Here is a 25299-nt window from a genome sequence, read left to right on the forward strand (position 1 = left end):
CGCTTTAGACGATTCAAAGGCCGGCGTTAGTACCCGCGACAACTTTGGAGCCTGGCAGCACACGAACGGTCCTCAGGCATCCCCGCACGGTGCGGCCGCCGCGACCTGTTCACGACGAGGGGCAGTGACACGCGATGACAGGAAAGCCCGTGCCCGCCGCGACGACGCCGGCGACCGACGTCGACACCGCCGGCATCGACACCGACGCCGTCGCGATCGTCGGCATGTCCTGCCGGTTGCCCAGGGCGGAGCACCCGGCGGCCTTCTGGCGGCTGCTGCACGACGGCGTCGACGCGATCACCGAAGTCCCGGCCGACCGCTGGGACATCGACGCCTACTACGACGAGGACCCCTCGGCTCCGGGCAAGGTGGCCACCCGGCACGGCGGATTCCTGGACCGTGTCGACGGCTTCGATCCCGCCTTCTTCGGCATCGCCCCACGCGAGGCGGTGGCCATGGACCCGCAGCAGCGGCTGATCCTGGAACTGGGCTGGGAGGCCCTGGAGGACGCCGGCATCGTCCCCGGCACCCTCGCCGGCAGCCGAACGGGCGTCTTCGTCGGCGCCACCATGGACGACTATGCCGCGCTGCTGCACCGCGGCGGTCCCACCGCGATCACCCGGCACAGCCTCACCGGCGTCAACCGCGCCATCATCGCCAACCGCCTCTCGTACACGCTGGATCTGCACGGGCCCAGCCTCACCCTCGACGCCGCCCAGTCCTCCGCGCTGGTCGCCGTGCACACGGCCTGCGAGAGCGTCCGGCGCGGCGACTGCGAACTCGCCATCGCCGGTGCCGTCAACCTCAACCTCGTGCCGGAAAGCACCGTCGGCGCGAGCAAGTTCGGTGGGCTCTCGCCCGACGGTCGCTGCTTCGCCTTCGACGCCCGGGCCAACGGCTACGTGCGCGGCGAGGGCGGCGGCGCGATCGTCCTCAAGTCGCTCGCCCGCGCGCTGGCCGACGGCGACCGGGTGTACTGCGTCATCCGCGGCGGCGCGATCAACAGCGACGGCGCCACGCCGGGTCTGACCGTCCCCGACGCACGGGCCCAGGAAGCCGTCGTCCGCCTCGCGCACCGCGCCGCCGGCGTCGGTCCGGACGACGTCCAGTACGTGGAGCTGCACGGCACCGGCACCAAGGTGGGCGACCCGATCGAGGCCGCGGCGCTCGGCGCGGCGCTCGGGACCCGTCGCACCGCGTCCGGCGAACCACTCAGGGTCGGGTCGGCCAAGACCAACGTCGGGCACCTGGAGGGTGCGGCGGGCATCGTCGGGCTGCTCAAGATCGCGCTGAGCATCCATCACCGAGTGCTCCCGGCCACCCTCAACCACGAGACGGCGCACCCCGACATACCGCTGGCCGAGCTCAACCTGCGCGTACAGACCGAATCGGGTGCCTGGCCGCAGCCCGATCGACCGCTGATCGCGGGAGTCAGCTCGTTCGGCATGGGCGGCACGAACTGCCATGTTGTGCTGACGGAATCGCCCACCGCACGACTTCGGGACGATGTCGCGACGGCTGGGGGCGCGAGCGCCGGAGCGGACTCGGGCGCGGGCCCGGGTTCGGACTCGGACTCGGGCGCGGACTCGGGCGCGGACTCGGGCGCGGAGCAGCCGTTGGCACCGACGCCGTGGGTGCTGTCCGCCCGTACCCCGCAGGCGCTGCGGGACCAGGCGACCCGCCTGCACGCGTACGTCACCGCGCGCCCGGACGCGGACCCGGCCGCGATCGCCCGGACACTGGCGACCCGGCGGACGTTGTTCGCCCATCGGGCGGCCGTCGTCGCGGACCGGCGGGCCGGCTTCCTGGCCGGGCTGGCCGGACTCGCGGAGGACCAGGGCGGCGCCTCGGTCGTGCAAGGCACGTACTCGGGATCCGCCGGCGGGACGGCGTTCATGTACACCGGGCAGGGCAGCCAACGACCCGGCATGGGGACCGAACTGCGCGCCGCGTACCCGGTGTTCGCCGACGCCTTCGACGAAGCCGTGGCCCACCTCGACCCGCACCTGGACCGACCCCTCCGCGAAGTGATCGACCACCACCCCAAACTCCTCAACCAGACCCGCTACACCCAACCCGCGCTCTTCGCCCTCCAGAGCGCACTGCACCACCTGTTGATCCATCACGGCATCACCCCGAACTACCTCATCGGCCACTCCATCGGCGAACTCACCGCCGCCCACCTCGCCGGAGTCCTCACCCTCCCCGACGCCGCCACCCTCGTCACCGCACGCGGGCGACTCATGCAGACCGCGCCTTCCGGCGGCGCGATGATCGCGATCGACGCCACGCCGGAACAGCTCGCGGAACTCCTGGCCGATCACCACGACTTGGTGTCCATCGCCGCGCACAACGCGCCTCGGGCCACGGTGGTCTCCGGCGATCGCGACCGGTGCCGCCGGATCGCGGAACAGGCACGCGGCGCGGGACACAAGACCAAGGAACTCACCGTCAGCCACGCGTTCCACTCGCCGCACATGGACCCCGTGCTGGCGGAGTTCCGGGACATCGCGGCATCGCTGACGTATCACGCGCCGCACACCCCGCTCGTCTCCAACATCACCGGCACCATCGCCACCACCGAGCAACTCGCGGATCCCGCCTACTGGACCGAGCACATCCGCCACGCCGTGCACTTCCACGACGGCGTCACCACGCTCCACGGGCACGACGTCGCCACCTACGTCGAACTCGGCCCCGACAGCACCCTCACCACTCTCGCCCGGGGCACCGTCGAGAGCCTGCGATCGGGTGACTCCGCCCGGGACGCATCGCCCGCCTTCATCCCGACCCTGCGCCGCAGGCATCCCGAGGCCCACACGGTCGCCACCGCCATCGCGCACGCTCGGCTCCTGGACGCCGCCCCCGACTGGAGCACGCAGCTCACCACCGACCAGGTCGTCGACGACCTGCCCACCTACGCGTTCCAGCGTCGCCGCTACTGGCTCGCCGACCCGGCGCCGGGCGCCGATTCCGGACCGAGCGTCGAAGCCGCCGCGAAGACGGGCCCGGATCCCGCGTCGAACGCGGAACCCACGGAGGACGCGAAGAACACCGACGACGCGGAGACCCCGGAGCCGGCCAACCCGCTCGCGCGCCGCCTCGGCGGCCGGTCCGAAGCCGAACAAAAGCGCGTGCTGCTGGAGTTGATCCGCACCCAGGCCGCCATCGCGCTGGGCCACGTGACCTCCGACGCCGTCGACCCCGGGCAGAGCTTCAAGGAGTCGGGATTCGACTCGCTGACGGCGGTGGAGTTCCGCGACCGGCTCGCGACCTCCACCGGGCTGGACCTGTCCGCGACCCTCACCTTCGACCATCCGACGCCCCGGGTCCTGACCGACCACCTGTTGGCCCGGTTCTCCGGGATCGGCACCACGAACGACTCGCGGGCCCGGGTGATCGCGCCGCGCGACGACGATCCGATCGCGATCGTGGCGATGAGCTGCCGCTATCCGGGTGGCGTGCAATCCCCGGATCAGCTCTGGCAGTTGGTCAGCCAGGGCATCGACGCCATCACCCCGTTGCCGACGAACCGGGGCTGGGACGTCGACGAGTTGTACGCGCCGGAGCCGGGTGTACCGGGCAAGACGTACGCGCGAGCGGGCGGATTCCTGCACGACGCAGACGGGTTCGACGCGGAGTTCTTCGGCATCAGTCCGCGCGAGGCCGCCGCGATGGATCCCCAACAACGCTTGTTGCTGGAGACCGCGTGGGAGGCGTTCGAACAGGCGGGCATCGACGCGTCCACGATTCGCGGCAGCGACGCCGGAGTCTTCGTGGGCGCGATGAGTCAGGACTACGGCCCGCGCCTGCACGAACCGGCCGACGGCTTCGAGGGCTACCTGCTCACCGGCAGTACGGCGAGTGTCGCGTCGGGTCGGGTGGCCTACACGTTCGGGTTCGAGGGGCCGGCGGTGACGGTGGACACCGCGTGCTCGTCCTCGCTCGTCGCGATCCACCTGGCCGCACAGGCGCTTCGACACGGGGAGTGCTCGCTGGCGCTCGCCGGCGGCGCGGCCGTGATGGCAACGCCGGGCATGTTCGTGGAGTTCAGCCGCCAGCGCGGGTTGTCGCCGGACGGCCGCTGCAAGGCGTTCTCGTCGACGGCGGACGGCACCGGCTGGGCCGAGGGCGTCGGCCTGCTCCTCCTCGAACGCCTCTCCGACGCCCAACGCAACGGCCACCCCGTCGTCGCCGTCCTACGCGGCTCCGCCATCAACCAGGACGGCGCCAGCAACGGACTCACCGCACCCAACGGCCCCTCCCAGGAACGCGTCATCCGCCAGGCACTCGCCGCCGGCAACCTCACCCCCGACCAAATCGACGCCGTCGAAGCACACGGCACCGGCACCACCCTCGGCGACCCCATCGAAGCCCAAGCCCTCCTCGCCACCTACGGACACAACCGCCCCACCCAACACCCCCTCCACCTCGGCTCCCTGAAGTCCAACATCGGCCACACCCAAGCCGCAGCCGGCGTCGGCGGCGTCATCAAAATGGTCCTCGCCATCCAACACGGCCTACTCCCCAAAACCCTCCACGTCGACGAACCATCACCCCACATCGACTGGACCTCCGGCGCCGTCACCCTCCTCACCGAACCCACACCCTGGCCCGACACCAACCACCCCCGACGAGCAGGCGTCTCCTCCTTCGGCGTCAGCGGCACCAACGCGCACGTGATCATCGAACAAGCGCCGGTAGCCGATCCGGCACCGGCACCGGGCGATCCGGAGCCGGAAACCCCGGTCACCGCCGACCCATTGCCGCTGCCTTGGGTCTTGTCGGCGCGTACGCCGCAGGCCTTGCATGATCAGGCGCGGCGGCTGACTGAACATCTCGACGCTCGACCGGAGTCGGACCCGGCGGCTGTCGCCCGCGTACTCGCCGGGCGCACGCTGTTCGAGCACCGCGCGGTGATCATCGGCAACCACACCGCCACCCTGAGCGCCCTCGCACAGCAGCAGGAAGTCCCCGACCTCATCCAGGGCAGCGCCACCACCGACCCCGGCAAGATCGTGTTCGTCTTCCCCGGCCAGGGCAGCCAATGGGACGGCATGGCACTCGACCTCTACGCCACCTCCACGCCCTTCCGCGAGCACCTGGACGCCTGCGCCGAGGCACTCAAACCCTACGTCGACTGGAACCTCATCGACGTCCTCCACGCCAAACCGGGCACCCCCGACCCCAAACGCGTCGACGTCATACAACCCACACTCTTCGCCGTCATGACCTCACTCGCCCACCTCTGGCAACACCACGGCATCCACCCAGACGCCGTCATCGGCCACTCCCAAGGCGAAATCGCCGCCGCCTACACCGCCGGAGCACTCACCCTCGACGACGCCACCCGCATCGCCGCACTCCGCTCACAAACCCTCACCACCATCGCCGGACACGGCGGCATGACCAGCATCCCGCTCTCCGCCGACGACACCCACACCCTCATCCAACCCTGGAACGGCCGCATCCACATCGCCGCCCACAACGGACCCCACAACACCGTCGTCTCCGGCGACGCCACCGCACTCGACGAACTCCAACAACACACCCAGACCCGCGACATCCACGCCCGACGCATCGCCGTCGACTACGCCTCACACTCCCACCACGTCGAACCCCTCAAACAACGCCTCCTCACCGAACTCGCACCCATCAAACCCCAACCCGCCCACACCCCCTTCCACTCCACCGTCACCACCACCCACATCCACGACACCACCACCCTCAACCCCCACTACTGGTACGACAACCTCCGCAACCCCGTCCTCCTCCAACCCACCATCGAACAACTCACCACCACCGGCCACCACACCTACATCGAAACCAGCCCACACCCCGTACTCACCCACCCCATCACCGACACCACCGAAAGCCACAACGTCCACATCACCGAAACCCTCCGCCGCGACCAAGGCACCCACCACCGCTTCACCACCAGCCTGGCAACCCTGCACACCCACGGCATCGCCCCGTCCTGGCACGCCCACATCCCCGCGCATCGCACCACCGCCGACGATCCCCAACTGCCCACCTACGCCTTCCAACACCAGTCCTACTGGCTCGAGTCACTGCCCTCGGATCGAAACGCGACCGGGCTGGGGCTGCACCCGGTCGAGCACCCGCTGCTGACCGCCGCCGTCGAACTCGCGGACGCCGGAACGCACTTGTTCACCGGGCGGATCTCGGTCCGCACCCATCCGTGGCTCGCGGACCATGCCGTCCTGGACACCATCCTGTTGCCGGGTACCGCGTTCCTGGACCTCGCACTGCACGCGGTGGAGGCGACCGACACCGTCGCCCTCGAGGAACTCACCCTGGAGAGCCCCCTCGTCATTCCCGCCGTGGGCGCCGTCCAGCTTCAGGTCGCGCTCACCGCCCCGGACGACACCGGCCGACGCACCATCACCATCCACTCCCGCACCGACGACCCGAACACCGACCAACCCTGGACCCGACACGCCGTAGGCGCGCTCACCGCCGACGAATTCGTCTCCGCGGCACCCGCGTTCGATGCGACGAGCTGGCCTCCGCCCGGGGCGGTCGAGCTGGATGTGTCCGACCACTACGACCGGTTGGCCCTGCACGGCCTCGGCTACGGACCGGTCTTCCAAGGACTCCGGGTCGCCTGGCAGCTCGGCGACGAGCTGTACGCCGAGGTCGACCTGCCCCCGGACACCGACGTCTCCCGCTTCGGCCTGCACCCCGCGCTTCTCGACGCCGCGCTGCACCCGATGGGGCTGGCTCCGGCGCCGGAGCCGGTGGCGGATTCGAACGCGTCGGAGGTGACCCGGCCGGTGGTGCTCCCGTTCTCCTGGAACGGGGTACGGCTGCACCGCACCGAGTCGACCTCGGTCCGGGTGCGGCTCACCCCGGTCGGCGAGCACGCGGTGGCGCTGGAGGTCGCCGACCGCACCGGCGCCCCGGTGGTCACCGTCGAATCCCTCACCGTACGTCCGCTCTCACCCGAGCAGCTCGCCTCGGCGCGCGGCGGCGGCGCGACGGACTCTCTGTTCCGGTTGGGTTGGCAGCCGGTACCGGCCGGCCCGGTCGAGTCGGATGCCTGGGTCACCCTGGGTGCGGACAGCCCATTCCACCACTCCGACGCCGAAGGTGTCTCGTACGCCGATCTCGCCGCGCTGCGGGAGTCGTTGCGCGAGTCTCCGGGCTCGTTGCCGGGCATCGTCCTCGCGCCGGTCGGGTCCGCGCTCGACGGGGACGCCGCCCCGAAGGCGGTACGTACGGCCGTCGGCGAGGCGCTGGCCCTGCTCCAGGAGTGGCTGGCGGACGAGCGGCTCGTGGACAGCCGGCTCGTGATGGTCACCACCGGCGCGGTCGCCACCCGGCCCGGCGAGAACACGTCCGATCTGGCGGGCGCGGCACTCTGGGGCTTGTTCCGGTCCGCACAGAGCGAGCACCCCGAGCGGTTCACCCTGGTCGACACCGACGGCGGCGCCGGGTCGCGCCGGGCCCTGGCGTACGCCGTCGCGGGTAGCGAACCGCAACTGGCCTTGCGGGAAGGGAAGATCCTGGTCCCGCGCCTGGCTCGGGTCGGCGCGGCGGTAGCCGGGGACGATCCGGCGCCGCGCGTCCTCGATCCGAAGGGCACGGTCCTGATCACCGGCGGGACCGGTACGCTCGGCCGGCTGGCCGCGCGGCACCTGGTCACCGAACACGGGGCCAGGCATCTGCTGTTGACCAGCCGACGTGGACCGACGGCCGAGGGTGCCGGCGATCTCGCCGACGAACTCATTGGTCTCGGCGCCACCGTGACCATCACCGCGTGCGACACCGCCGACCGCGCGGCGCTCGCCGAGGTGCTCGACGCGATCCCCGCCGAGCACCCGCTCGGCGCGGTCATCCACACCGCCGGCACGTTGCGTGACTCGGTCGTCACCGGCCTGACGGGTGAACATCTCGACGCGGTCCTGCGGCCCAAGGTCGACGCGGCCTGGCACCTGCACGAACTCACCCGCGACCACGACCTCAGCCACTTCGTCCTCTACTCCTCGGCGGCGGGTTGCTTCGGCAATCCCGGGCAGGCCAACTACGCCGCCGCGAACACGTTCCTGGACGCGCTCGCCCACCATCGCCGGGCCCGGGGGCTCGCCGGCACGTCGCTCGCGTGGGGCCTGTGGGCCGAGACGAGTGCGCTGACCGGCGGCCTGGACCCCACCGACCGGGCCAGGGTGACCCGAGGCGGACTGCTGCCGCTGGACACGCGGGAAGGACTCGAACTACTCGACGCGGCACTCGGACTCGGCGCGCCGGCCTTGCTGCCGGCCCGGCTCGACCCGGCCGCGTTGCGCGCGCAGGCGGCCGACGGCACGCTGCCGGCGATCCTGCGCGAGCTGATCCGGCTGCCCGGTCGACGCACGTCGGCCGTCGGTGTGGAGCCGCTCGCCGATCGGTTGAACGGGTTGTCCGATGCCGAGCAGACCGCGCTGCTGCTCGACCTGGTGCGCGGCCAGGTGGCGGCGGTACTCGGGCACGCGAGTCCCGATGCGGTGGTCGCCGATCAGGGCTTCAACGATCTCGGCTTCGATTCGCTCACCGCCGTCGAGTTGCGCAACCGACTCAACGGCGCGACCGGCCTGCGGCTGCCCGCGACGCTGGTCTTCGACTACCCGACCCCGGTCGCGCTGGCGGGCTACCTCCGGGACGGCCTCGCGCCACGCACCTCGCCGTCCGCGCCGGCGCTGGCCGACCTGGACCGCCTCGAGGCGAGCCTGGCGCGCCTGGAAGCCACCGAGGACGAGGCCACGCGCGGTCGCATCACCCAACGCCTCCAGGCGGTGCTCTCCCGCTGGACCGCCCCCACGACCACCGCCGACGCGGACGTCACCGACCGCATCGACACCGCCTCCACAGACGACATCTTCGACTTCATCGACAACGAACTCGGCCGCTCCCTCCAATAGCCCTCACTCACCCAACCGAACCGCCCATGGCCAAGGCCAAGCCCAAGCCCAAGCCCAAGCCCAAGCCCAAGCCCAAGCCACGGTCTCGCACACCGCCGCGCCCACCACGCACCTTCCGCCCCCGTCACCACGCCCTCTCCGCCCCACTCCTCTCCGCCCCACTCCTCTCACCCCCGTGTCGCCACCACCGCGACCCAGACCACCCATCCCCCACCCATGCCTCCCCACCCGCGCGCCCCGCGCTACATGCGCCTCCTTGTCGAGGAGAAGTTCCGATGGCAACGAATGAAGAGAAGCTCGTCGACTACCTCAAGTGGGTGACCAACGACCTGCACCAGACCCGCCGTCGGCTCCAGGAGGTCGAGGCCAAGGAGGCCGGTCGCGGCCGCGAGCCGATCGCGATCGTCGCGATGAGCTGCCGCTATCCGGGCGGCGTCCGCACGCCCGACGACCTGTGGCGACTCGTCGCCGACGGCACCGACGCGGTGGGCGGCTTCCCGACCGACCGGGGTTGGGGCGTCGAGGAGCTCTACCACCCCGATCCCGATCGGCTCGGCACCTCCTACACCCGCGACGGCGGCTTCCTGCACGACGCGCACCACTTCGACCCGGAGTTCTTCGGCATCAGTCCGCGTGAGGCGATCGCCACCGACCCGCAACACCGGCTGCTCCTGGAGACGGCCTGGGAGGCGTTCGAGCGCGCCGGGATCGAACCGACCTCGCTGCGCGGCAGCCGTACCGGCGTGTTCGCCGGCGTGATGTACAGCGACTACGGGTCACGGCTCCAGACCCACGCGGCCGAGGAGTTCGAGGGATACATCGGCAACGGCAGCGCGAGCAGCATCGCGTCCGGACGCCTGTCGTACACGTTCGGCCTCGAAGGACCCGCGCTGACCATCGACACGGCGTGCTCCTCGTCCCTGGTCGCCATCCACCTGGCCGCCCACGCGCTGCGTCAGGGCGAGTGCACGCTCGCCCTGGCCGGAGGCGTCACCGTGATGGCCTCCCCGGGCCTGTTCGTGGAGTTCAGCCGCCAACGCGGTCTCGCGCCCGACGGCCGGTGCAAATCGTTCGCCGCGGCAGCGGACGGCGCCGGCTTCGCCGAGGGTGCCGCGTTGTTGCTGCTGGAGCGGCTCTCCGACGCCGAACGCAACGGACACCCCATCCTCGCCGTCCTGCGCGGCTCCGCCGTCAACCAGGACGGCGCCAGCAACGGACTCACCGCACCCAACGGCCCCTCCCAACAGCGAGTGATCCAACAGGCCCTCGCCGGCGCCGGACTGACGGCCGATCAGGTGGACGCCGTCGAGGCGCACGGCACCGGCACCACCCTCGGCGACCCGATCGAGGCACAGGCCCTGCTCGCCACCTACGGCCAGGACCGACCCACCGAACAACCCCTCTACCTCGGCTCGTTGAAGTCCAACATCGGCCACACCCAGGCCGCCGCCGGTGTCGCCGGCGTGATCAAGATGGTGCTGGCCATGCGGCACGGCCTACTGCCCAAGACACTGCACGTCGACGAACCGTCACCACACGTCGACTGGACCGCCGGCGCCGTCACCCTCCTCACCGAGGCCGAACCCTGGCCCGAAACCGACCACCCCCGCCGCGCCGGCATCTCCTCCTTCGGCATCAGCGGCACCAACGCCCACCTCATCATCGAGCAGGCACCCACCGTCGAACCCGACGCGGCGTCGGCGGCCGATCCGACCACCGGGACCGGTGACGCCCGCCCCGTCCCATGGCTGCTCTCCGCCCGTACTCCGCAAGCGCTTCGGGACCAGGCGCTGCGCCTGCACGCGCACATCGACGCGCATCCCGAGCTCGATCCGATCGCGGTCGCGCACACACTCGCCACCCGGCGGACCACGTTCGACCACCGCGCGGCCGTCGTCGCCGACAAGCGCGAGGACTTCCTGCTCGGCCTCACCGCACTGGCCCAGGGCCAGGTGAGCACCACGACGCTCCGGCACCACCACACACCCGCGGCCGGTCGCGTCGCGTTCATGTACACCGGCCAGGGCAGCCAACGCCCCGGCATGGGTGGTCAACTACGTTCGGCCCACCCGGTGTTCGCGGATGCCTTCGACGAAGCCGTAGCCCACCTCGACCCGCACCTGGACCGACCGCTCCGCGAAGTGATCGACCACCACCCCGAACTCCTCAACCAGACCCGCTACACCCAACCCGCACTCTTCGCCCTCCAAACCGCCCTCCACCACCTCCTCACCCACCACGGCGTGAAACCCGACTACCTCATCGGCCACTCCATCGGCGAACTCACCGCCGCCCACCTCGCCGGAGTCCTCACCCTCCCCCACGCCGCCACCCTCGTCACCACACGCGCCCGCCTCATGCAAACCGCACCCACCGGCGGCACCATGATCGCCGTGAGCGCCGCACCCAACGAACTGGCCGAACTCCTCACCGGACACGAGCACCTGGTCTCCGTCGCCGCCCACAACGCACCTCGGGCCACGGTGATCTCCGGCGATCGAGAGCTCTGCCTCCACATCGCCGAACAAGCCCGCGCAGCCGGCCACAAAACCAAAGAACTCAAGGTCAGCCACGCATTCCACTCACCCCACATGGACCCCATCCTCGACGAGTTCCGAACGATCGCGAGCACCCTCACCTACCACCCCCCACACACCCCACTGATCTCCAACACCACCGGCACCATCGCCACCACCGAACAACTCACCGACCCCACCTACTGGACCAACCACATCCGCAACGCCGTGCACTTCCACCACGGCATCACCACCCTCCACCACCAAAACGTCACCACCTACCTCGAACTCGGCCCCGACACCACCCTCACCACCCTCACCCAGGAAACCGTGCACGAGCTCCGCCGGGACGAGTCCGGTGCCCGGGGGGAATCGGCGTTCGTCCCGCTCCTGCGCGGACACCGCCCGCAGGCCCGGAGCGTGGCGACCGCCCTGGCCACCGCCCACCTGCACGGGGTGTCCGTCGACTGGCCGTCGGTACTCACCGGACCCGCCGGTCCGCCGCCGCCCGTCGGCCTGCCGACGTACGCCTACCAGCGGCAGCGCCTGTGGCTGGACGTACCGGAATCCCCGGGCTCCGAGGACGGGTTCGACGGTGTGGCGGAGGCGCCGGCCGACGCGCGCTTCTGGGCGGCGGTGGAGAACGACGATCCGGATGCGCTGGCGGACGCGTTGCACGTGGATGCCGACGGACAAGCCGCCCTGCGTGCGTTGTTGCCCGCGCTGACCGCGTGGCGGCGGCAGCGCCGGTGGTGGCACCGGGTGGTCTGGCAGCCGGTACCGGAGCCGTCGAGCGCGGTGTTGTCGGGCACGTGGCTGCTGCTCGCGCCGGCGGATCATCCGGCCGCCGACGACGTGTTCGCCGCGCTCGGCCGGCACGGCGCGCAGCCGATCCGGATCGAAGTCCCGGTCGCCGCGGACGGCGCGCCGGACGGGCCCGCGTTGTCCGCCGCGCTGGCACGGCATTGCGATCCGGACGGAGTGCTGGCCCTGGCGCCGGTCGACCCGGCCCCGGACCCGAATCCGGACCCCGCCGGTCGGCTGGTGCGGGTGCTGGCGGAGAGCGGGATCGAGGCGCCGCTGTGGTTGGTCATGCACGACGCGGTCGCGCTCCGCGGCGACGCAGCGCCGGCGCGGCCGGACCGGGCGCTCGCGTGGGGCCTGGCCCGGGCGGTGGGCGCGGGCGCACCGGACGGCCCGGGTACGGTCCGCCTGTTGGATCTGCCCGAGCGGCCGGACGAGCGGGCGACGGCGCGGCTGGCCGGGGTACTGGCGGGTGCCGACGTCGAGGACCAGGTGGCGATTCGGGCCACCGGGGTGTTCGTCCGGCGACTGGTGCGGGCCGCGCCCGGTGCGCGGGCGGCCGACGGCGGCGGCTGGAAGCCGCGTGGCACCACGCTGATCACCGAGGGCACCACATCCCTCGGTGCCCAGGTCGCCCGGTGGCTGGCCCGACGCGGCGCCGATCATCTCCTGCTCACCCGGGCCGTCCCGGGTGACACATCGGCGCTGGAGCAGGAACTGGCCGGCCTGGGCACGCGGGTGACGGTTGCCGTGTGCGACCCGGCGGATCCGGCCGAGGCGGTGCGGTTGCTCACGCTGGTCCCGGCCGAGCACCCGCTGGCCGCGGTGCTGCACACGACACCCGCCCCGGCCGCCGAGAGCGAGGCAACCACGCTCGTGGACAAGGGCGTTCACCGGTCGGCGGCGGCGAACCTGGATCGGGTCACCGAGCACCTGGACCTGTCCGCGTTCGTGCTCTTCTCCTCGCTGGCCGGTCTGCTCGGCACCTCGCCGGATCCGGCCGACGCCGGTACACACGCGTATCTGGAGGCGCTCGCCCAGGCACGCCGGCAGCGGGGGCTGCCGGCCGGTGTGGTGGCGTGGGGTCCGTGGGACTCGACCGGCGCGGGGGCGGTCGAGGTGGACGGGCTGCGGCCGGTGGCCGCGCAGCCGGCGATCGAGGCGCTGTTCGAGGCGCTGGCTCAGGCGCCGGATCGGGACGTGCCGAGCCTGGTCGTCGCGGACGCCGCGTGGGATCGCCTGCCGGCCCGCTTCGCGGGGGTGGGCGCGTCCGCGCTGGTGCGCGATCTCGCGGCGACGGACGCCCCCTCGGACCCGGCCGGCACCGGCGCGGCGGCCGACGCGGGTGATCGGTCCGTCGAGGTTCGGCGGCGGGTGCTGGCGGCCCCGGACGACGCGGCGGGCGAGCGTGTCCTGCTCGACATCGTGCTCGGACACGTGGCGGCGCTGCTCGGGCACGGGTCGGGCGCGGCGATCGACGCCGACGAGGACTTCGTCGCGTTGGGTTTCTCCTCGTTCACCGCACTGGAGTTGCGCAATCTGCTGAGTGCCGCGATCGGGATCGAGTTGGCCACGGTGGCGGTGTTCGACAATCCGACGCCCACCGCGCTGGCCCGGTTCCTGCGGCTGGAGATCGAGGCGAGCGAGCCGGTCCCGGCCGCGGTCTGAGCGAACTCCCGGTACCCGCACGGCGTCCCGCGACCGATTCGGTCGCGGGACGCCGTGCGTGGGTGTGGGTGCTCGGTGCCGTGACCGGCAAACGCACACGGGCACTCGGGTGCCGTGGCCGGGAACGCGCACAAGTGCTCGCTCTTGTGATCGGAAACTTGCCCGGGGGCAGGATGCCCCGGCCGCGAACCGTACCCGGGTGCTCGCTCCGGGACCGGAACCATGCCCGGGTTCTCCGTCCGCGCCGGGCGCCGGTCGGTCAGCCCGCGCGCGCCGGTGTGGCCTCGGCGGTGCGCAGGCCGCCCATGGTGAGTTCGAGGAGCCGGTCGGTCTGGCCCGCGTCGCTGGGGGCCTGTTCGATGGCCCAGGCGATGCCGTTGGCGATCTTGAGCAGGTCGGAGATGTCGGTGTCCTTGCGCACGGTGCCGGCCTGCTGGGCGCGCAGGAGCAACGCGGCGCCGGCCGAGCGCATCCGGGTGTGGCACGAGGACGCGGTGGATTCCTGTTCGAGCATGGTGGCCATCAGCGACGCGGCGAGCCCGCGGTAGGTGGTCGCGTAGGCGATCACCGAGCGCAGCCAGGTGGCCAACGCCTCCTCGGGCACAGGTGCGCCCAGCAGGGCCTGTGCCTCGCTGCACAACCCCTCGACGCCGTCGTGGAACACCGCTTCGAGCAGTGCGTGTCGGGTCGGGAAGTTGCGGTACAGCGTGCCGGGGCTGACTCCGGCGCGGCGCACGATGTCGTCCAGTGGCGCGTCCGGCCCGTGCTCGGAGAATGCCTCGCCGGCCGCGACGATCAGCCGTTCGTAGTTGCGCCGGGCGTCCGCGCGCATCGCACGTGCCGGGGGCTGCTCAGTCGTCATCGCCGATCCCCTGGTTGCACTGTTGCCGAAATCCTGGAAACGGGGCGTCCAGGATACGTCGGGGGCCGAACGGCCTTTGTACACGGTACCCGGCGGGCCCGGCGTCCGGTGCCGCACCGGGCCTGCCGGGGGACCGCCTTTCGGTCGATTGCCGAGTCCCAAAGGCGGGATTAGCGCGAGCAAAGAACGGCTTAAGCCCGCGACCGCACGCTCGAACCGACCGCCGCGTGATACCGGTTCGCCCCGGAGCGCTCGGCGCGGTCGATCGGCTCCCCGCCCGTACCGCCCGCCGTTGCCGGGCCGCCGACAGGAATGGCGATCCATGACCGGAATCGATTCCGCAAAGAAACAGAGCACGCTGCCCTCTCTCACCGGCATGCGGTTCTTCGCCGCACTGATGGTGTTCCTCGCGCACGCCTCGGATCAGCGGTTCTTCCGGGACGCCGGTTTCAGCGCCGACTTCAATGATGTCGTGCGCGGTTCCGGATATGTGGGGGTCGCCTTCTTCTTCGTGCTCAGCGGCTTCGTGTTGACCTGGTCCGCTCGGGCCGGCGACACTGCCCGGGCCTTCTGGCGCCGGCGCGCGGCGAAGGTGTATCCGAACACGGTGGTCGCGGTCGTACTCGCCGCGATCTTGTTGAGCACCACCGATCGGGTGCTCGAGGCGAGGGTCCTGATCCCGAACCTGCTGCTGATCCAGTCCTGGATTCCCGACCTGGAGATTTTCCTCGGGGTGAACCCGCCCACCTGGTCGCTGGCTTGCGAGTTGTTCTTCTATCTCTCGTTCCCGCTGCTGCTGGTGGGCATCAAGCGCATCCCGGGCCGCTACCTGTGGCCCGCGGCGGCGGGCGTGGCGGCGGTGGTGGCGGTGATGCCGCTGGTGGCCGAACTCATCCAGGGCGGCGTGATGTTCCCCCCGCCGGTGTCGGTGTCCTTCCCCAGGTTCTGGTTCGTGTACGCGTTCCCGCCGGTGCGGATGCTGGAGTTCGTGCTGGGCATGCTGATGGCCCGGATCGTGCTGAGCGGTCGGTGGATTCCGCTCGGTCGGCTGCCCGCGCTGGCGCTGGCGATCGGCGCGTTCGTGGGGCTCAAGCACGCGTCGACGCTGTTCTCCATCGTCGCGGTGATGGTGGTGCCGATCGCGCTGTTGATCTCCTCGGTGGCCGCCGCCGACGTGCGCGGCGCGCGGTCGTGGCTCGGCAGCCGGTTCGTGGTCCGGCTCGGCGAGATCTCGTTCGCGTTCTACCTGTTGCACCAACTCGTGCTGTCCTACGGGCATCGCTGGTTGGGCCTGCACCGAACCTGGAGCACCCCGGGCGCGTTCGGTGTGCTGGCGGCGCTGCTCGTGGTGGCGCTGGCGTTGAGCGCGGTGCTGCACGCCGTGGTGGAGCAGCCCGCGATGGCGCGATTCGCCCGGCCGAGGCGGCGGCCCGCCCCGATCGAGCCGGCCGCCGAGCCCGATTCCCGAGGCGGACCGGGCGCCGGGTCCGATTCCGGAGGCGGTACGGGTTCCGCGTCCGATCCGCGCGGCGGTCCGGGCGCCGGGTCGTCCGAACAGCGCTCGACGCTGCCGGCGGCGAACGCGTCGTCCGCTCGCGGCGAGCCGTCCACCGTGGACTGACGGCCCGTCACCCCAGATCTCCGGTACCACCGGCGCGGACGTCCGCGTCGCACCTTTCGCCCTCCTCGTTCGTTCGTCGCCCATCGGGCAACGGACCCACGGGGAGGGCGTCCTGTGTTTCCGTCCGGTTTCCCCAGCGTGTCCGCCCGTTGGACGCTCGGTCACGCCCAACGCGGATTTTCAGACAAGATCTGCACTCGGTGACCGGCCACCGCCTGTTGCGTAACGACTCGTGTGATCACCGGGTCGTTCGTCGTCCGGCCGTCGCGGACCAGGGCGGATACGGTGTCCGCGAGTGCCCGGATCGAAGAGACGTTCGGTTGGTGGGTGACCGAAAACCGCGTGCGGGCCGGATCGAACGGCTAAACGGAGAGAGTGTCGGGTTAGCCTGATCCCGCACCTGAACCCTGCGGGCCCGACCGACCCGGGGCCTACAGCCGAGGACGTTGACAGCACTCGAGGGGTCATCGTGATGTGCTTCATTCGACACCGCTCCACCTCAGCGATCCATGTGGGCACCACCTCCGACCGCTGCTGTCCGGGGCACTGTCCGCGCCCGTAGGGTCACTCGTCTCGCGTCCGAATCAGCCGGAGTCGCCCCATCCGCCCGCCCCGGCGGGGGGGTGATCCTCCCCAAGGCATCGGATCGCGACATTCGACGTCGCATTCGTCCGCGCCCGGTTCCGGGTGCGATCGAACATGCCGCCCGTCGCCACTTCGGCGAGGTCGGCGAATCCTTCCCGGAGCCTTGTGCCCGGGGTGAATTTGGTGTGCGCGGGGGAATGGAGTTGTGCCGTTATGCACGGGGATACGGTCGGATTGGTGGAACGCGGACGCGAGTTGGCGATATTCGGGGAGCTGCTGACCGGCTGCCGGGACCGGCGGGGCCGATTGTTGTTGGTGGAGGGCGCGGCCGGGGCCGGAAAGTCGTCGCTGCTCCTGGGCTTGCGCGAAGAGGCGTCGACGCGCGGATTCCGGATTCTCCAGGCCCGGGGTTCGCGGTTCGAGGAGAGTTTTCCGTTCGGGATCGTGCGCCAATTGTTCGAGCCTTTGCTGGCCTGCGCGCCGCCGGAGCTGCGGGCGGCGATGTGGTCCGGCGCGGCGGAATTGTCGGCTCCGTTGTTCGAATACGCCGGTGGTCTGCTTCCGCTCGGGGGCGACGACGGGCGGGGCAGCGCGGCCGAACGGCAGGCGTTGTTTCACGGTCTGTATTGGCTGTGCGTGAATGTCGCCGACCGCGAGCCGCTGGTGCTGGTCGTCGACGACGTGCAATGGGCCGACGAGTCGTCCCTGCGTTTCCTGCATTATCTGGCCACCCGGCTGGACGAGTTGCCCGTGGTCGTGGCGGTGGCCACCGAGTCGATGCGCTGGGGACCGCAGGCGGACGTGGTGCGCGCGATGGTGTCCTCGCCGCTGGCCCGGGTCGTGCGTGCCGAGCCGTTGACCGAGACGGGTGTGCGCGAGTTGGTGATCCGCGTGGTCGGCGCCGATCAGGGCACCGGATTCGCCCGGTTGTGCCACGAGGCCACCGGCGGCAACCCGTTCTTCCTGCGCGAGTTGCTGGGCGAACTCCAGGCGGACGGCGTGGTTCCGGTCGATGCGCCCGGCTCGCCCGCCGCGGGCGTTCCCGAATCGGCCGGCCCGGACGGCGAGGGGGTGCGGGTGTTGTCCCGGGCGGGCGACGCCCGCTGCGTGTCCGTCCCGGTGGGCCCGTGGGCCGGTTCGGCGTCCGGCGGCGATACCGGGGCGGTGGCCTTCGGGAAGGCCGTCGACCGGAGCGTACGGGCCGGCGAGGCGGTCCTGGGCTCCGAGGACCGCGCGCGGGGCGCCCTGGTCGAGGTGGGATCCGGCGCGCGCGCCGACGGGCCGGTCGCCGGCACCGGGCGGGCCGGCGTGTTCACCTCCCGAGCGGGCTCCACGTTCCCGGTGGCCTGGCGCAACGAGCCCGCCCCGGCGTTCGACGGTGTGGGCACCGGTGTGCCCGGGCCGGCTCCCGGGGGCGGCGCCGAGCGCGACGACCCCCAACGCGCGGTGTCCGTCCGTACGGTCCCCGCCGAGGACGGGATCGACGCCCCCACCGAGGACGGTCGTCGTGGGGACGTGGTGGCCCGGGTCTCCCGGCTCGCGCCGGGCAGCGTCTCGCGCAGCGTGGTGCGCCGGTTGCGGCTGTCGCCCGGCCCGGTCGCGGTGTTCGCCGAGGCGATGGCGGTCGTGGGATTGACCGCGGATCCGGTACTGGTGGGCCAGATCGCCGGGTTGAGCCGGGCCGAGGCCACCGAGGCGGTGGGCGTGCTGGTCGAACTGGGCATGGTGCACGCCGGTTCGCCATTGCGCTTCGTCCACCCGATCGTGCGCGAGACGTTGTACCGGGATCTGCCGCTGCGCCTGCGCCACCGCGCGCATGTGCGGGCCGCGCGGGCGCTGACCGGCGCGGGCACGTTGCGGGGCGAGGCGGCGGGCGAGGCCGCGGACCATCTGATGGAGGTGCCGCCGGCCGCGGATCCCTGGGTCGCGGACGTCCTGGCGGTGGCCGGGCGCGGCGCCCTGGCCCACGGCGACCCCGGAGCGGCGGTGCGCTATCTGCGCCGGGCCCTGCACGAACCGGCGCCGCCCGCGACCGTGCCGGCGTTGTGCGCGACGCTGGGTCGGGCCGAGTTGCGCGCGCGTGGCGGGCACGCCTGCCGCCGACTGGCCCAGGCCCTGGACGCCGCGCCCGATCCCGAGGCCCGGGCCCGGGTCGGTGTGGATCTGGCCTCGGCGCTGGTGGCCGCGTGCCGGCACGACGAGGCGATCACCCTGCTCCAGGGGTTACGCGAGGAACTGGCCGCCGTCCTGCCGAGGGACGGCTCCGATCCCGACGGCGAGGGCTTCCTGCGGGTGTGCATGGCGCTGACCGTGGTCGCCCAACTGATGCCCGCCACCCGGCACGTCGCCGCCCGCGAGCTGGCCGGCCTCGGCGAGTGGGCCGGCGAGCACCAGTGCGACGACCCGGCCACCAACCCGGTGCCCACCACCCGATGGGGGCCCGACTGCGTCTGCGCCGACATCCGCCGGGTGCTCATCGCCGCCGACACCGTGCAGGCGCTGAGCGAGGGCAGACCCGCCCAACAGATCGTCGAGCGTGTGCAACACGCGCTCACCCAGGGCTGCTTCGCGTACGGCAGGCTGGTCACCGGGCCGGACGGGGAACTGCATCCCATCCTGCTGCTGGCCGGGGCGCTCGCGCACTGCAACCGGCTGACCGAGTCGGACACGCTGCTCACCCGCGTCCTCTCCGACGCGCGCGATCAGAACCTGACCCTGGCCGCGGACGCCGCGCGGGCCTCCCGGGCCTGGGTTCGGTGGCAGCGCGGCATGCTCGCGGAGGCCGAGACCGACGCGCGCACGGCCCTGCGGGCGATCCATCCGGACGTCGCCGCCGAGGCCCCGCCACCGCCGGGGAGCGTGTTGTGCCTGGCCACCGCGGCGCTGGCGTCGACTCTGGCCGTCCGGGGCGATCTCACCGGCGCGGCCCGGCTGTTGGAGGACGCGCCGGACCTGGACACGCCACAGACCCTGACCCTGCTGCCGCTGCTGGTCGCCCGGGGGCGAGTACGGCTGGCCCAGGGGCACTCGGAGAACGCGCTCGACGACATCCTGCACGCCAGGGCGCTCTTCCATCGCTGGACCGCGCCGACCCCGGTCGCGTTCCTGCCCACCATCGACGCGGTCACCGCGCTGGTCCGGCTCGGCCGCACCGACGAGGCCCGGGCGCTGGCCGAGGCCCAGGTGCCCGCCGGGCGCGCGTTCGGGGCGCCGCGCACCATCGCCGGCGCCTTGCGGGCCACCGCGCAGACCGCGCGCGGTACCGACCGGGTACGGATCCTGGAGGAGGCCCTCCAGCACATCCGCACCACCCCGGCAGTGCCCGACCACACCCTGACCCTGCTCGAACTGGGCATCGCGCACCGACACAACGACCAGCACATGCAGGCCCGTTGCCGGTTGCGCGAGGCGGCCGACCTGGCCGAGAGTTGCGGCGCGACCGCGCTGGTCGCCCGCGCCCGGCAGGAGCTCGAAGCGATCACCTCACGCACCCGGGGCCGGCAACCGCGCCGGACCGGCCAGACCGGTCTGACGCCCCAGGAGCGCCGGGTCGCGGACCTGGCCGCGGCCGGATACCGCAATCAGGAGATCGCCCACACGTTGTTCGTGACGGTCAAGACCGTCGAGTGGCATCTCAGTCAGGTCTACCGCAAGCTCGGCATCAACTCCCGCGCCGAGTTGGGCGACACCCTGGAGACGGACGGCACCGAGAGCGCCTGACCGACCGACGACACCGGGACCGGCCGCACCAGGGCCGGTCCCACGTCTTCGCCTCGGCGGCCCGGGGCGGTTCGCGTCCTTGCGACCGGCGGCCCGAGCCACTCCCGTGTCCCCGCCCCGGCGGCCCGCGGCCGGGGTCGGCCGGACCTCGGCGCCGGGCCGCCGTTCGTGGTCGGATCCGTCCCGCCCGGTGGTTTCCCATACCGGTTTCGGTGCCACCCCTGGGCGGATGGCTGGGGGCATGCTGGGGTGCCCGGGGGGCGTGACCGGGGTCCGGGCGAGACACAATCGTGGTGAGGCTCCGTATACGGCCGCCGGCGTCCGAGTCCGGCCGGCGCCGAGGTCTCGACGGGACGTCGCCCGACGGCGCGCGATACCCCGGCCATCCGTCATCGCGTCGAGTGCGGTCCGCCCGGGCCGGCCAAGCCGGCCGGTCCGCCCGTCTCGACCGAAACCCATGGGGGAAGTCATGCGATATTCGATCCTGGGCCCACTGCACGTCATCGACGAGGCGGGCAACGGCGCCCCGATCAGCGCGCCCAAACTGCGCACACTGCTGGCGGCACTGGTCATCCGAGGTAATCAGGTCGTCTCGATAGATCAACTGATAGACGAGATATGGGGCGAGAATCCGCCCCGTCGGGTGACAGCCGCACTGCATGTGTACGTGTCCCAGCTCAGGCGATTGATCGGCAGGCCGGACGATCCCGAAGGCCCGATCGTCACCGGGGCGCCCGGATATCTGCTGCGGATGGCGCCGGAGGACCTCGACCTGTGGACCTTCCAGCGCCATGTGCAACAGGGGCGCGCGCATCTGCGGGTCGGCGCGTACCGCCAGGCGTCCGAGTCGCTGCGGGCCGCCCGGGACCTGTGGCGCGGGCCGGCGCTCGGGGAACCGTACGGCCAGGGGCCGCTGATCCGCGGGTTCATGACCTGGCTGGAGGAAGCCCGTTTGGAATGCACCGAGTTGCTGGTGGAGGCCGACCTGGAACTGGGCCTGCATCGGGAGTTGGTCGGCCCGCTGTACGCGCTGACCACCGAGCACCCGCTGCGTGAGGTGTTCCATCGGCAGTTGATGCTGGCGCTGTACCGCTCGGAGCGGCAGGCGGACGCGCTGCGGGTGTACCAGCAGGCCCGAGAGACGCTCAACGGCGAACTGGGCCTGGAGCCGGGACGGGCGTTGCGGGACCTGCAATTGGCGATCCTGACCGCCGACGAGCAACTCGACACCAGACTCGCGAGTTGACGTCGGTCCGTCGGCGGCCCGAAGGGGTCGCCGACGGACCGCGACTCACACGGTCGGCTCCTCCGCGATCGTGATCGCCTTCTCCGGACAGGCCCGCGCGCCGCGCAGGGCGGCGGCCCGTCGGGCCGGGTCGACCTCGAAGTCGCCCATCTCGTTGAAACCCTCGTCGGTGACCTCGTAGACCTCCGAGGCCAGCGCACTGCACATGGAATGCCCCATGCAGGCATCGGAGTTCACCCGGACGCGCATGCCCGCTACCCCCGTGCCCGGCCGAGCACGAGGTCGAGGTTGTGCAACCCCCGGCCGGGCGAGTAGTGATGCAGCGGCACGGTGCCCTCGGCGACGTGGTAGTTCGGCACGCGCTTGTGCCACTCCTCGACCGCGATGCCGATGATCCGGCGCGCGAGGTGCATCCCCAGGCACCGGTGCGGTCCGGTGCCGAAGGCGAGTTGACGGGTGGCGTTGCGATCGAAGTCCACCTCGTCGGGGTTCTCGAACGCGTCCGGGTCCAGGCCCGACATGCCCCAGGACAACAACACCCGATCGCCCTTGCGCATGGTCACGCCGTGCCGCTCGACGTCGCGGGTGACCAGACGCCCGGTCGAGGAGACCGGTTCGTGCCGGATGAGTTCCTCCACCACGGCGGGGATCCGGTCGGGATTCGCGTTGATCAGATCCTGGATCTCGGGGTGGCGGGCCAGGTACAGGAAGATCAGGCCGAGCTGCGCGGTGGTGCTGTCCAGGCTGGCGAGCATGGTCACGAACGCGGCGTTGATCATCTCGTCGCGGGTGAGTTCACGGCCGTCGAAGCGGCCCTCGACGAGTTGGCTGATCACGTCCCGGCGGCCCTGGGTGCCCTCCGCGCGGCGCTGATCGACCGCCTCGCCGAAGAAGTCCCAAAGCGGCTTGTTCGCCACTCGCAGATCCTCGTCGGTACGGGCGTTGGGGATGCCCTCGCGCCGCAGCCAGGTCTTGTGGTCGAGCAGTGTGCGCAGGTGCTCCCGGCCGATCCCGAAGCTGATCAGAAAGGTCTCGGCGGGCAGTTGGATGCCGAAGTCGGTGAGGAACTCGCAGCGCCCCGCGGCCACGATCGGCTCGATCGCGTCCACGGCGGCCTCCCGGATCCGGGGCGCGAAGTGGTTGACCACCCCGGGGTTGAACAGACTCGCCAGCGTCAGGCGCCACTTGCGGTGCTCCTCGCCGTCGAGCTGGATCGGGATCTGCTTGGTCGGGAAGATCTGCCGGTGCGGGATGACCAGTTCCGCGTTGGAGAACAACTCGGGGCTGCGCGCCGCCCATTCGATGTCCTCATAGCGGGTGAGGATCCAAAAGCCGCCCGCCTCCTCGGAGCGCACGATCGGCGCGCTCGCGCGCATCTGCTTCCAATACGGGATCGGGTCCTGCTGAAGCCAGGGCTGGTACAGGCTCCACTGCCGCGAGCGCTCGTCGACGGTGGCCGGCGCCTCGGGCACGGATGCCGGGGTCGGTGCCGGGGTCGGGGTCTGGGTCCGGGTGGTGTCGGTCATGCTCCTGCTCCTTCATGTCCTGGATCGGCCCGAAGGACGACGCCGGTGGGTGGATCCGCACGTGCGGTGGCCCGTCGTCGATCGCTCGCCGAGTGGGCACGCCGCCGCGGTCCGGGTCAGGCGGATGGGGCCGCCGGCGCGGCGGACGCCGCCTCGTCGGGTTCGCCGAACCACGTGGTCAAGGCCGAGCCCAGACCCTTGGCCCGGGCTCCGGCCGCGTCGTCGGCCCACGCGACGAACCCGTCCGGGCGGACCAGGACGAGCGTCGCGTCCAGGGCCGGTTCGGCGGAGCCCGCGGTGACGATGTCGACGCGGTCGGCCCACGCGATCGCCTCGGCCGGATCGGCCCCGCCGCCCGCGCCGCCGGTCAGGTCCACGAGCAGGCCGCGTCCGGTGCGCAGGAGTTCGAGCAGCTTCGTGTCGCCGGCACCGGTGTTCAGCGTGACCCCCGGGACCCGCCGGCCGACCAGCGCGTGCGGGTCGGCACCCGGGTCGGCGTCGGCCGGCGCCGGGTAGCCGACCGCCGTGGTCATCTCCAACAGGTGCCGGTTGACGCTCTCGATCGCGGTGAGTTCGGCGACCATGTCGCGCAGCGGGGTGATCTCGGCCAGCGGGTGCATCAGCGCCATCTGGGCCCGCGAGTGCAGCGCGACCCGCTCGCCGACCGGGCGGCGCTCGCTCTCGTAACTGTCCGGCAGGCCGGGCGAGGCGTGCCCGGCCAGCGTCGCGGCCAGCTTCCAGCCCAGGTTGAGCGCGTCGTGCAGACCGGTGTTGACGCCTTGCGTGCCGGAGATGAACAGCACGTGCGCGGCGTCGCCGGCCAGGAACACCCTTCCGTCCCGGTAGCGTTCGGCCAGCCGGGTGGGGCCGCCGTAGCGGGCGAGGTAGTGCGTCGTGGCCACCCGGGGCGCCTTGCCCAGCACCCGCCGTACGCTGTCGAGCAGTTCCTCGGTGCTCACCGGCACGTCGGCGGCCGGCGGCGTGGCGCCGAACTCGATCGTCATCAGCCGCAGCCGGCCCGGCTGGAGCGGCAGCGCGCCGAACACCCCGGCCGGGTACAGGCCGCCGTCGAAGGTGTCGTGCTCGCTCTCCTCGAGTTCCACGTCGCCGAGCACCCCGGCGTACTCCTTGCCGGACGCGACGAACTCGATGCCGGCCAACCGTCGTACGGTGCTGTCCGCGCCGTCCGCGCCGACCAGGTAGGCGGCGCGCAAGGTCTCCTCGGTGCCGTCCTCGGCGCGCGTGTGCACCGTGACGCCGTCCGCGTCCTGGGTGTAGTCGCTCACCCGCACGCCTCGGCGCAGCTCCACGCCCAGCTCGCCGGCCCGCGCGCGCAGCAGCCGCTCCAGGCGCCACTGCGGGTAGGCGTAGGTGTATTCGTTCGGGCCGACCGAGGTCAGGTCGAGCCAGTGGAAGGCGAACGGGGTGCGCGGCCAGGCGAACATCTCGTGTTCCCCGATGCGGTCCGCGAGTCCGCGCTGTTCCAGGATCTCCAGGGTGCGGCCGTGCACGGCCATGCCCGGGGAGAACTCGGGATCGTCGGTGCGCGGCTCCACCACCACGGGTTCGGCTCCGGCCAGGGCGAGTTCGCACGCGAGCAGGAGGCCGGTGGGGCCTCCCCCGGCGATCACGACGGTGCGGCTCATGCTCTTCTCCTCCGCGCTGGGCGTTGGGGGTCGGCCCAGAGCTTGAGCGCAACGGCTAAGGCTGGGCTTAAGGGCGCCGGGCGACCGGGCTCGCGAGGGCGTGCCGGAGTGCCCTTCACCCGGGCTCGGGAGCGCCGTCCCGGCGCCCCCGACGGGCAATCCCGGCGGGCCGCCGGCACCGGCC

9 protein-coding genes are annotated in these 25299 nt (G+C 71.9%); 5 read left to right on the forward strand and 4 right to left on the reverse strand.

Annotation, left to right across the window (positions count from 1 at the left end; translation table 11 throughout):
- Positions 1-134 precede the first annotated feature (134 nt).
- Positions 135-8921, forward strand: coding sequence for a type I polyketide synthase (locus OG948_RS06170; protein WP_406294445.1), 8787 nt, complete (start codon positions 135-137; stop codon positions 8919-8921).
- Positions 8922-9196: 275 nt separating this feature from the next.
- Positions 9197-13909 carry a type I polyketide synthase gene (locus tag OG948_RS06175; protein WP_406294447.1) on the forward strand — a complete coding sequence of 1571 codons (4713 nt, stop codon included), beginning with the start codon at positions 9197-9199 and terminating at the stop codon, positions 13907-13909.
- 259 nt (positions 13910-14168) lie between these two features.
- On the opposite strand, the gene OG948_RS06180 is transcribed toward OG948_RS06175, so the two are convergent.
- The gene (locus OG948_RS06180) at positions 14169-14771 is read right to left on the reverse strand and encodes a TetR/AcrR family transcriptional regulator (RefSeq protein WP_406294449.1); all 603 of its coding nucleotides are present in this window, start codon (positions 14769-14771) and stop codon (positions 14169-14171) included.
- Positions 14772-15093: 322 nt separating this feature from the next.
- Here OG948_RS06180 and OG948_RS06185 point away from each other — a divergent pair, with 322 nt between their 5' ends.
- The 3 genes from OG948_RS06185 (at position 15094) to OG948_RS06195 (ending at position 21943) form a co-directional block, all read left to right on the forward strand.
- The gene (locus OG948_RS06185) at positions 15094-16392 is read left to right on the forward strand and encodes an acyltransferase family protein (protein WP_406294451.1); all 1299 of its coding nucleotides are present in this window, start codon (positions 15094-15096) and stop codon (positions 16390-16392) included.
- An 822-nt stretch (positions 16393-17214) separates the two neighbouring features.
- Positions 17215-20697 (forward strand): AAA family ATPase, encoded by a 3483-nt coding sequence (locus tag OG948_RS06190; protein WP_406294453.1) that lies wholly within the window; start codon positions 17215-17217, stop codon positions 20695-20697.
- 469 nt (positions 20698-21166) lie between these two features.
- Positions 21167-21943, forward strand: coding sequence for a BTAD domain-containing putative transcriptional regulator (locus tag OG948_RS06195; RefSeq protein ID WP_395873821.1), 777 nt, complete (start codon positions 21167-21169; stop codon positions 21941-21943).
- A 45-nt stretch (positions 21944-21988) separates the two neighbouring features.
- On the opposite strand, the gene OG948_RS06200 is transcribed toward OG948_RS06195, so the two are convergent.
- From OG948_RS06200 to OG948_RS06210, 3 genes are all read right to left on the reverse strand, one after another.
- Entirely contained in the window at positions 21989-22192 is a 204-nt protein-coding gene (locus OG948_RS06200) for a ferredoxin (protein WP_406294455.1), read from the reverse strand.
- A 5-nt stretch (positions 22193-22197) separates the two neighbouring features.
- On the reverse strand, positions 22198-23469 hold the full coding sequence (locus tag OG948_RS06205) for a cytochrome P450 (RefSeq protein ID WP_406294457.1): 1272 nt from the start codon (positions 23467-23469) through the stop codon (positions 22198-22200).
- Between the two features lie 116 nt (positions 23470-23585).
- The gene (locus tag OG948_RS06210; RefSeq protein WP_406294458.1) at positions 23586-25115 is read right to left on the reverse strand and encodes an FAD-dependent monooxygenase; all 1530 of its coding nucleotides are present in this window, start codon (positions 25113-25115) and stop codon (positions 23586-23588) included.
- Positions 25116-25299: the final 184 nt, after the last annotated feature.

It is taken from the genome of Embleya sp. NBC_00888, from assembly GCF_045207655.1.
GTDB lineage: Bacteria > Actinomycetota > Actinomycetes > Streptomycetales > Streptomycetaceae > Embleya.

What these genes read in the sequence shown, in the direction of transcription:
- OG948_RS06200 (WP_406294455.1), bottom strand. Translation starts at nt 22,192, where the DNA reads ATGCGCGTCCGGGTGAACTCCGATGCCTGCATGGGGCATTCCATGTGC.
- OG948_RS06180 (WP_406294449.1), bottom strand. Translation starts at nt 14,771, where the DNA reads ATGACGACTGAGCAGCCCCCGGCACGTGCGATGCGCGCGGACGCCCGG.
- OG948_RS06185 (WP_406294451.1), top strand. Translation starts at nt 15,094, where the DNA reads ATGACCGGAATCGATTCCGCAAAGAAACAGAGCACGCTGCCCTCTCTC.
- OG948_RS06170 (WP_406294445.1), top strand. Translation starts at nt 135, where the DNA reads ATGACAGGAAAGCCCGTGCCCGCCGCGACGACGCCGGCGACCGACGTC.
- OG948_RS06175 (WP_406294447.1), top strand. Translation starts at nt 9,197, where the DNA reads ATGGCAACGAATGAAGAGAAGCTCGTCGACTACCTCAAGTGGGTGACC.
- OG948_RS06205 (WP_406294457.1), bottom strand. Translation starts at nt 23,469, where the DNA reads ATGACCGACACCACCCGGACCCAGACCCCGACCCCGGCACCGACCCCG.
- OG948_RS06195 (WP_395873821.1), top strand. Translation starts at nt 21,167, where the DNA reads ATGCGATATTCGATCCTGGGCCCACTGCACGTCATCGACGAGGCGGGC.
- OG948_RS06210 (WP_406294458.1), bottom strand. Translation starts at nt 25,115, where the DNA reads ATGAGCCGCACCGTCGTGATCGCCGGGGGAGGCCCCACCGGCCTCCTG.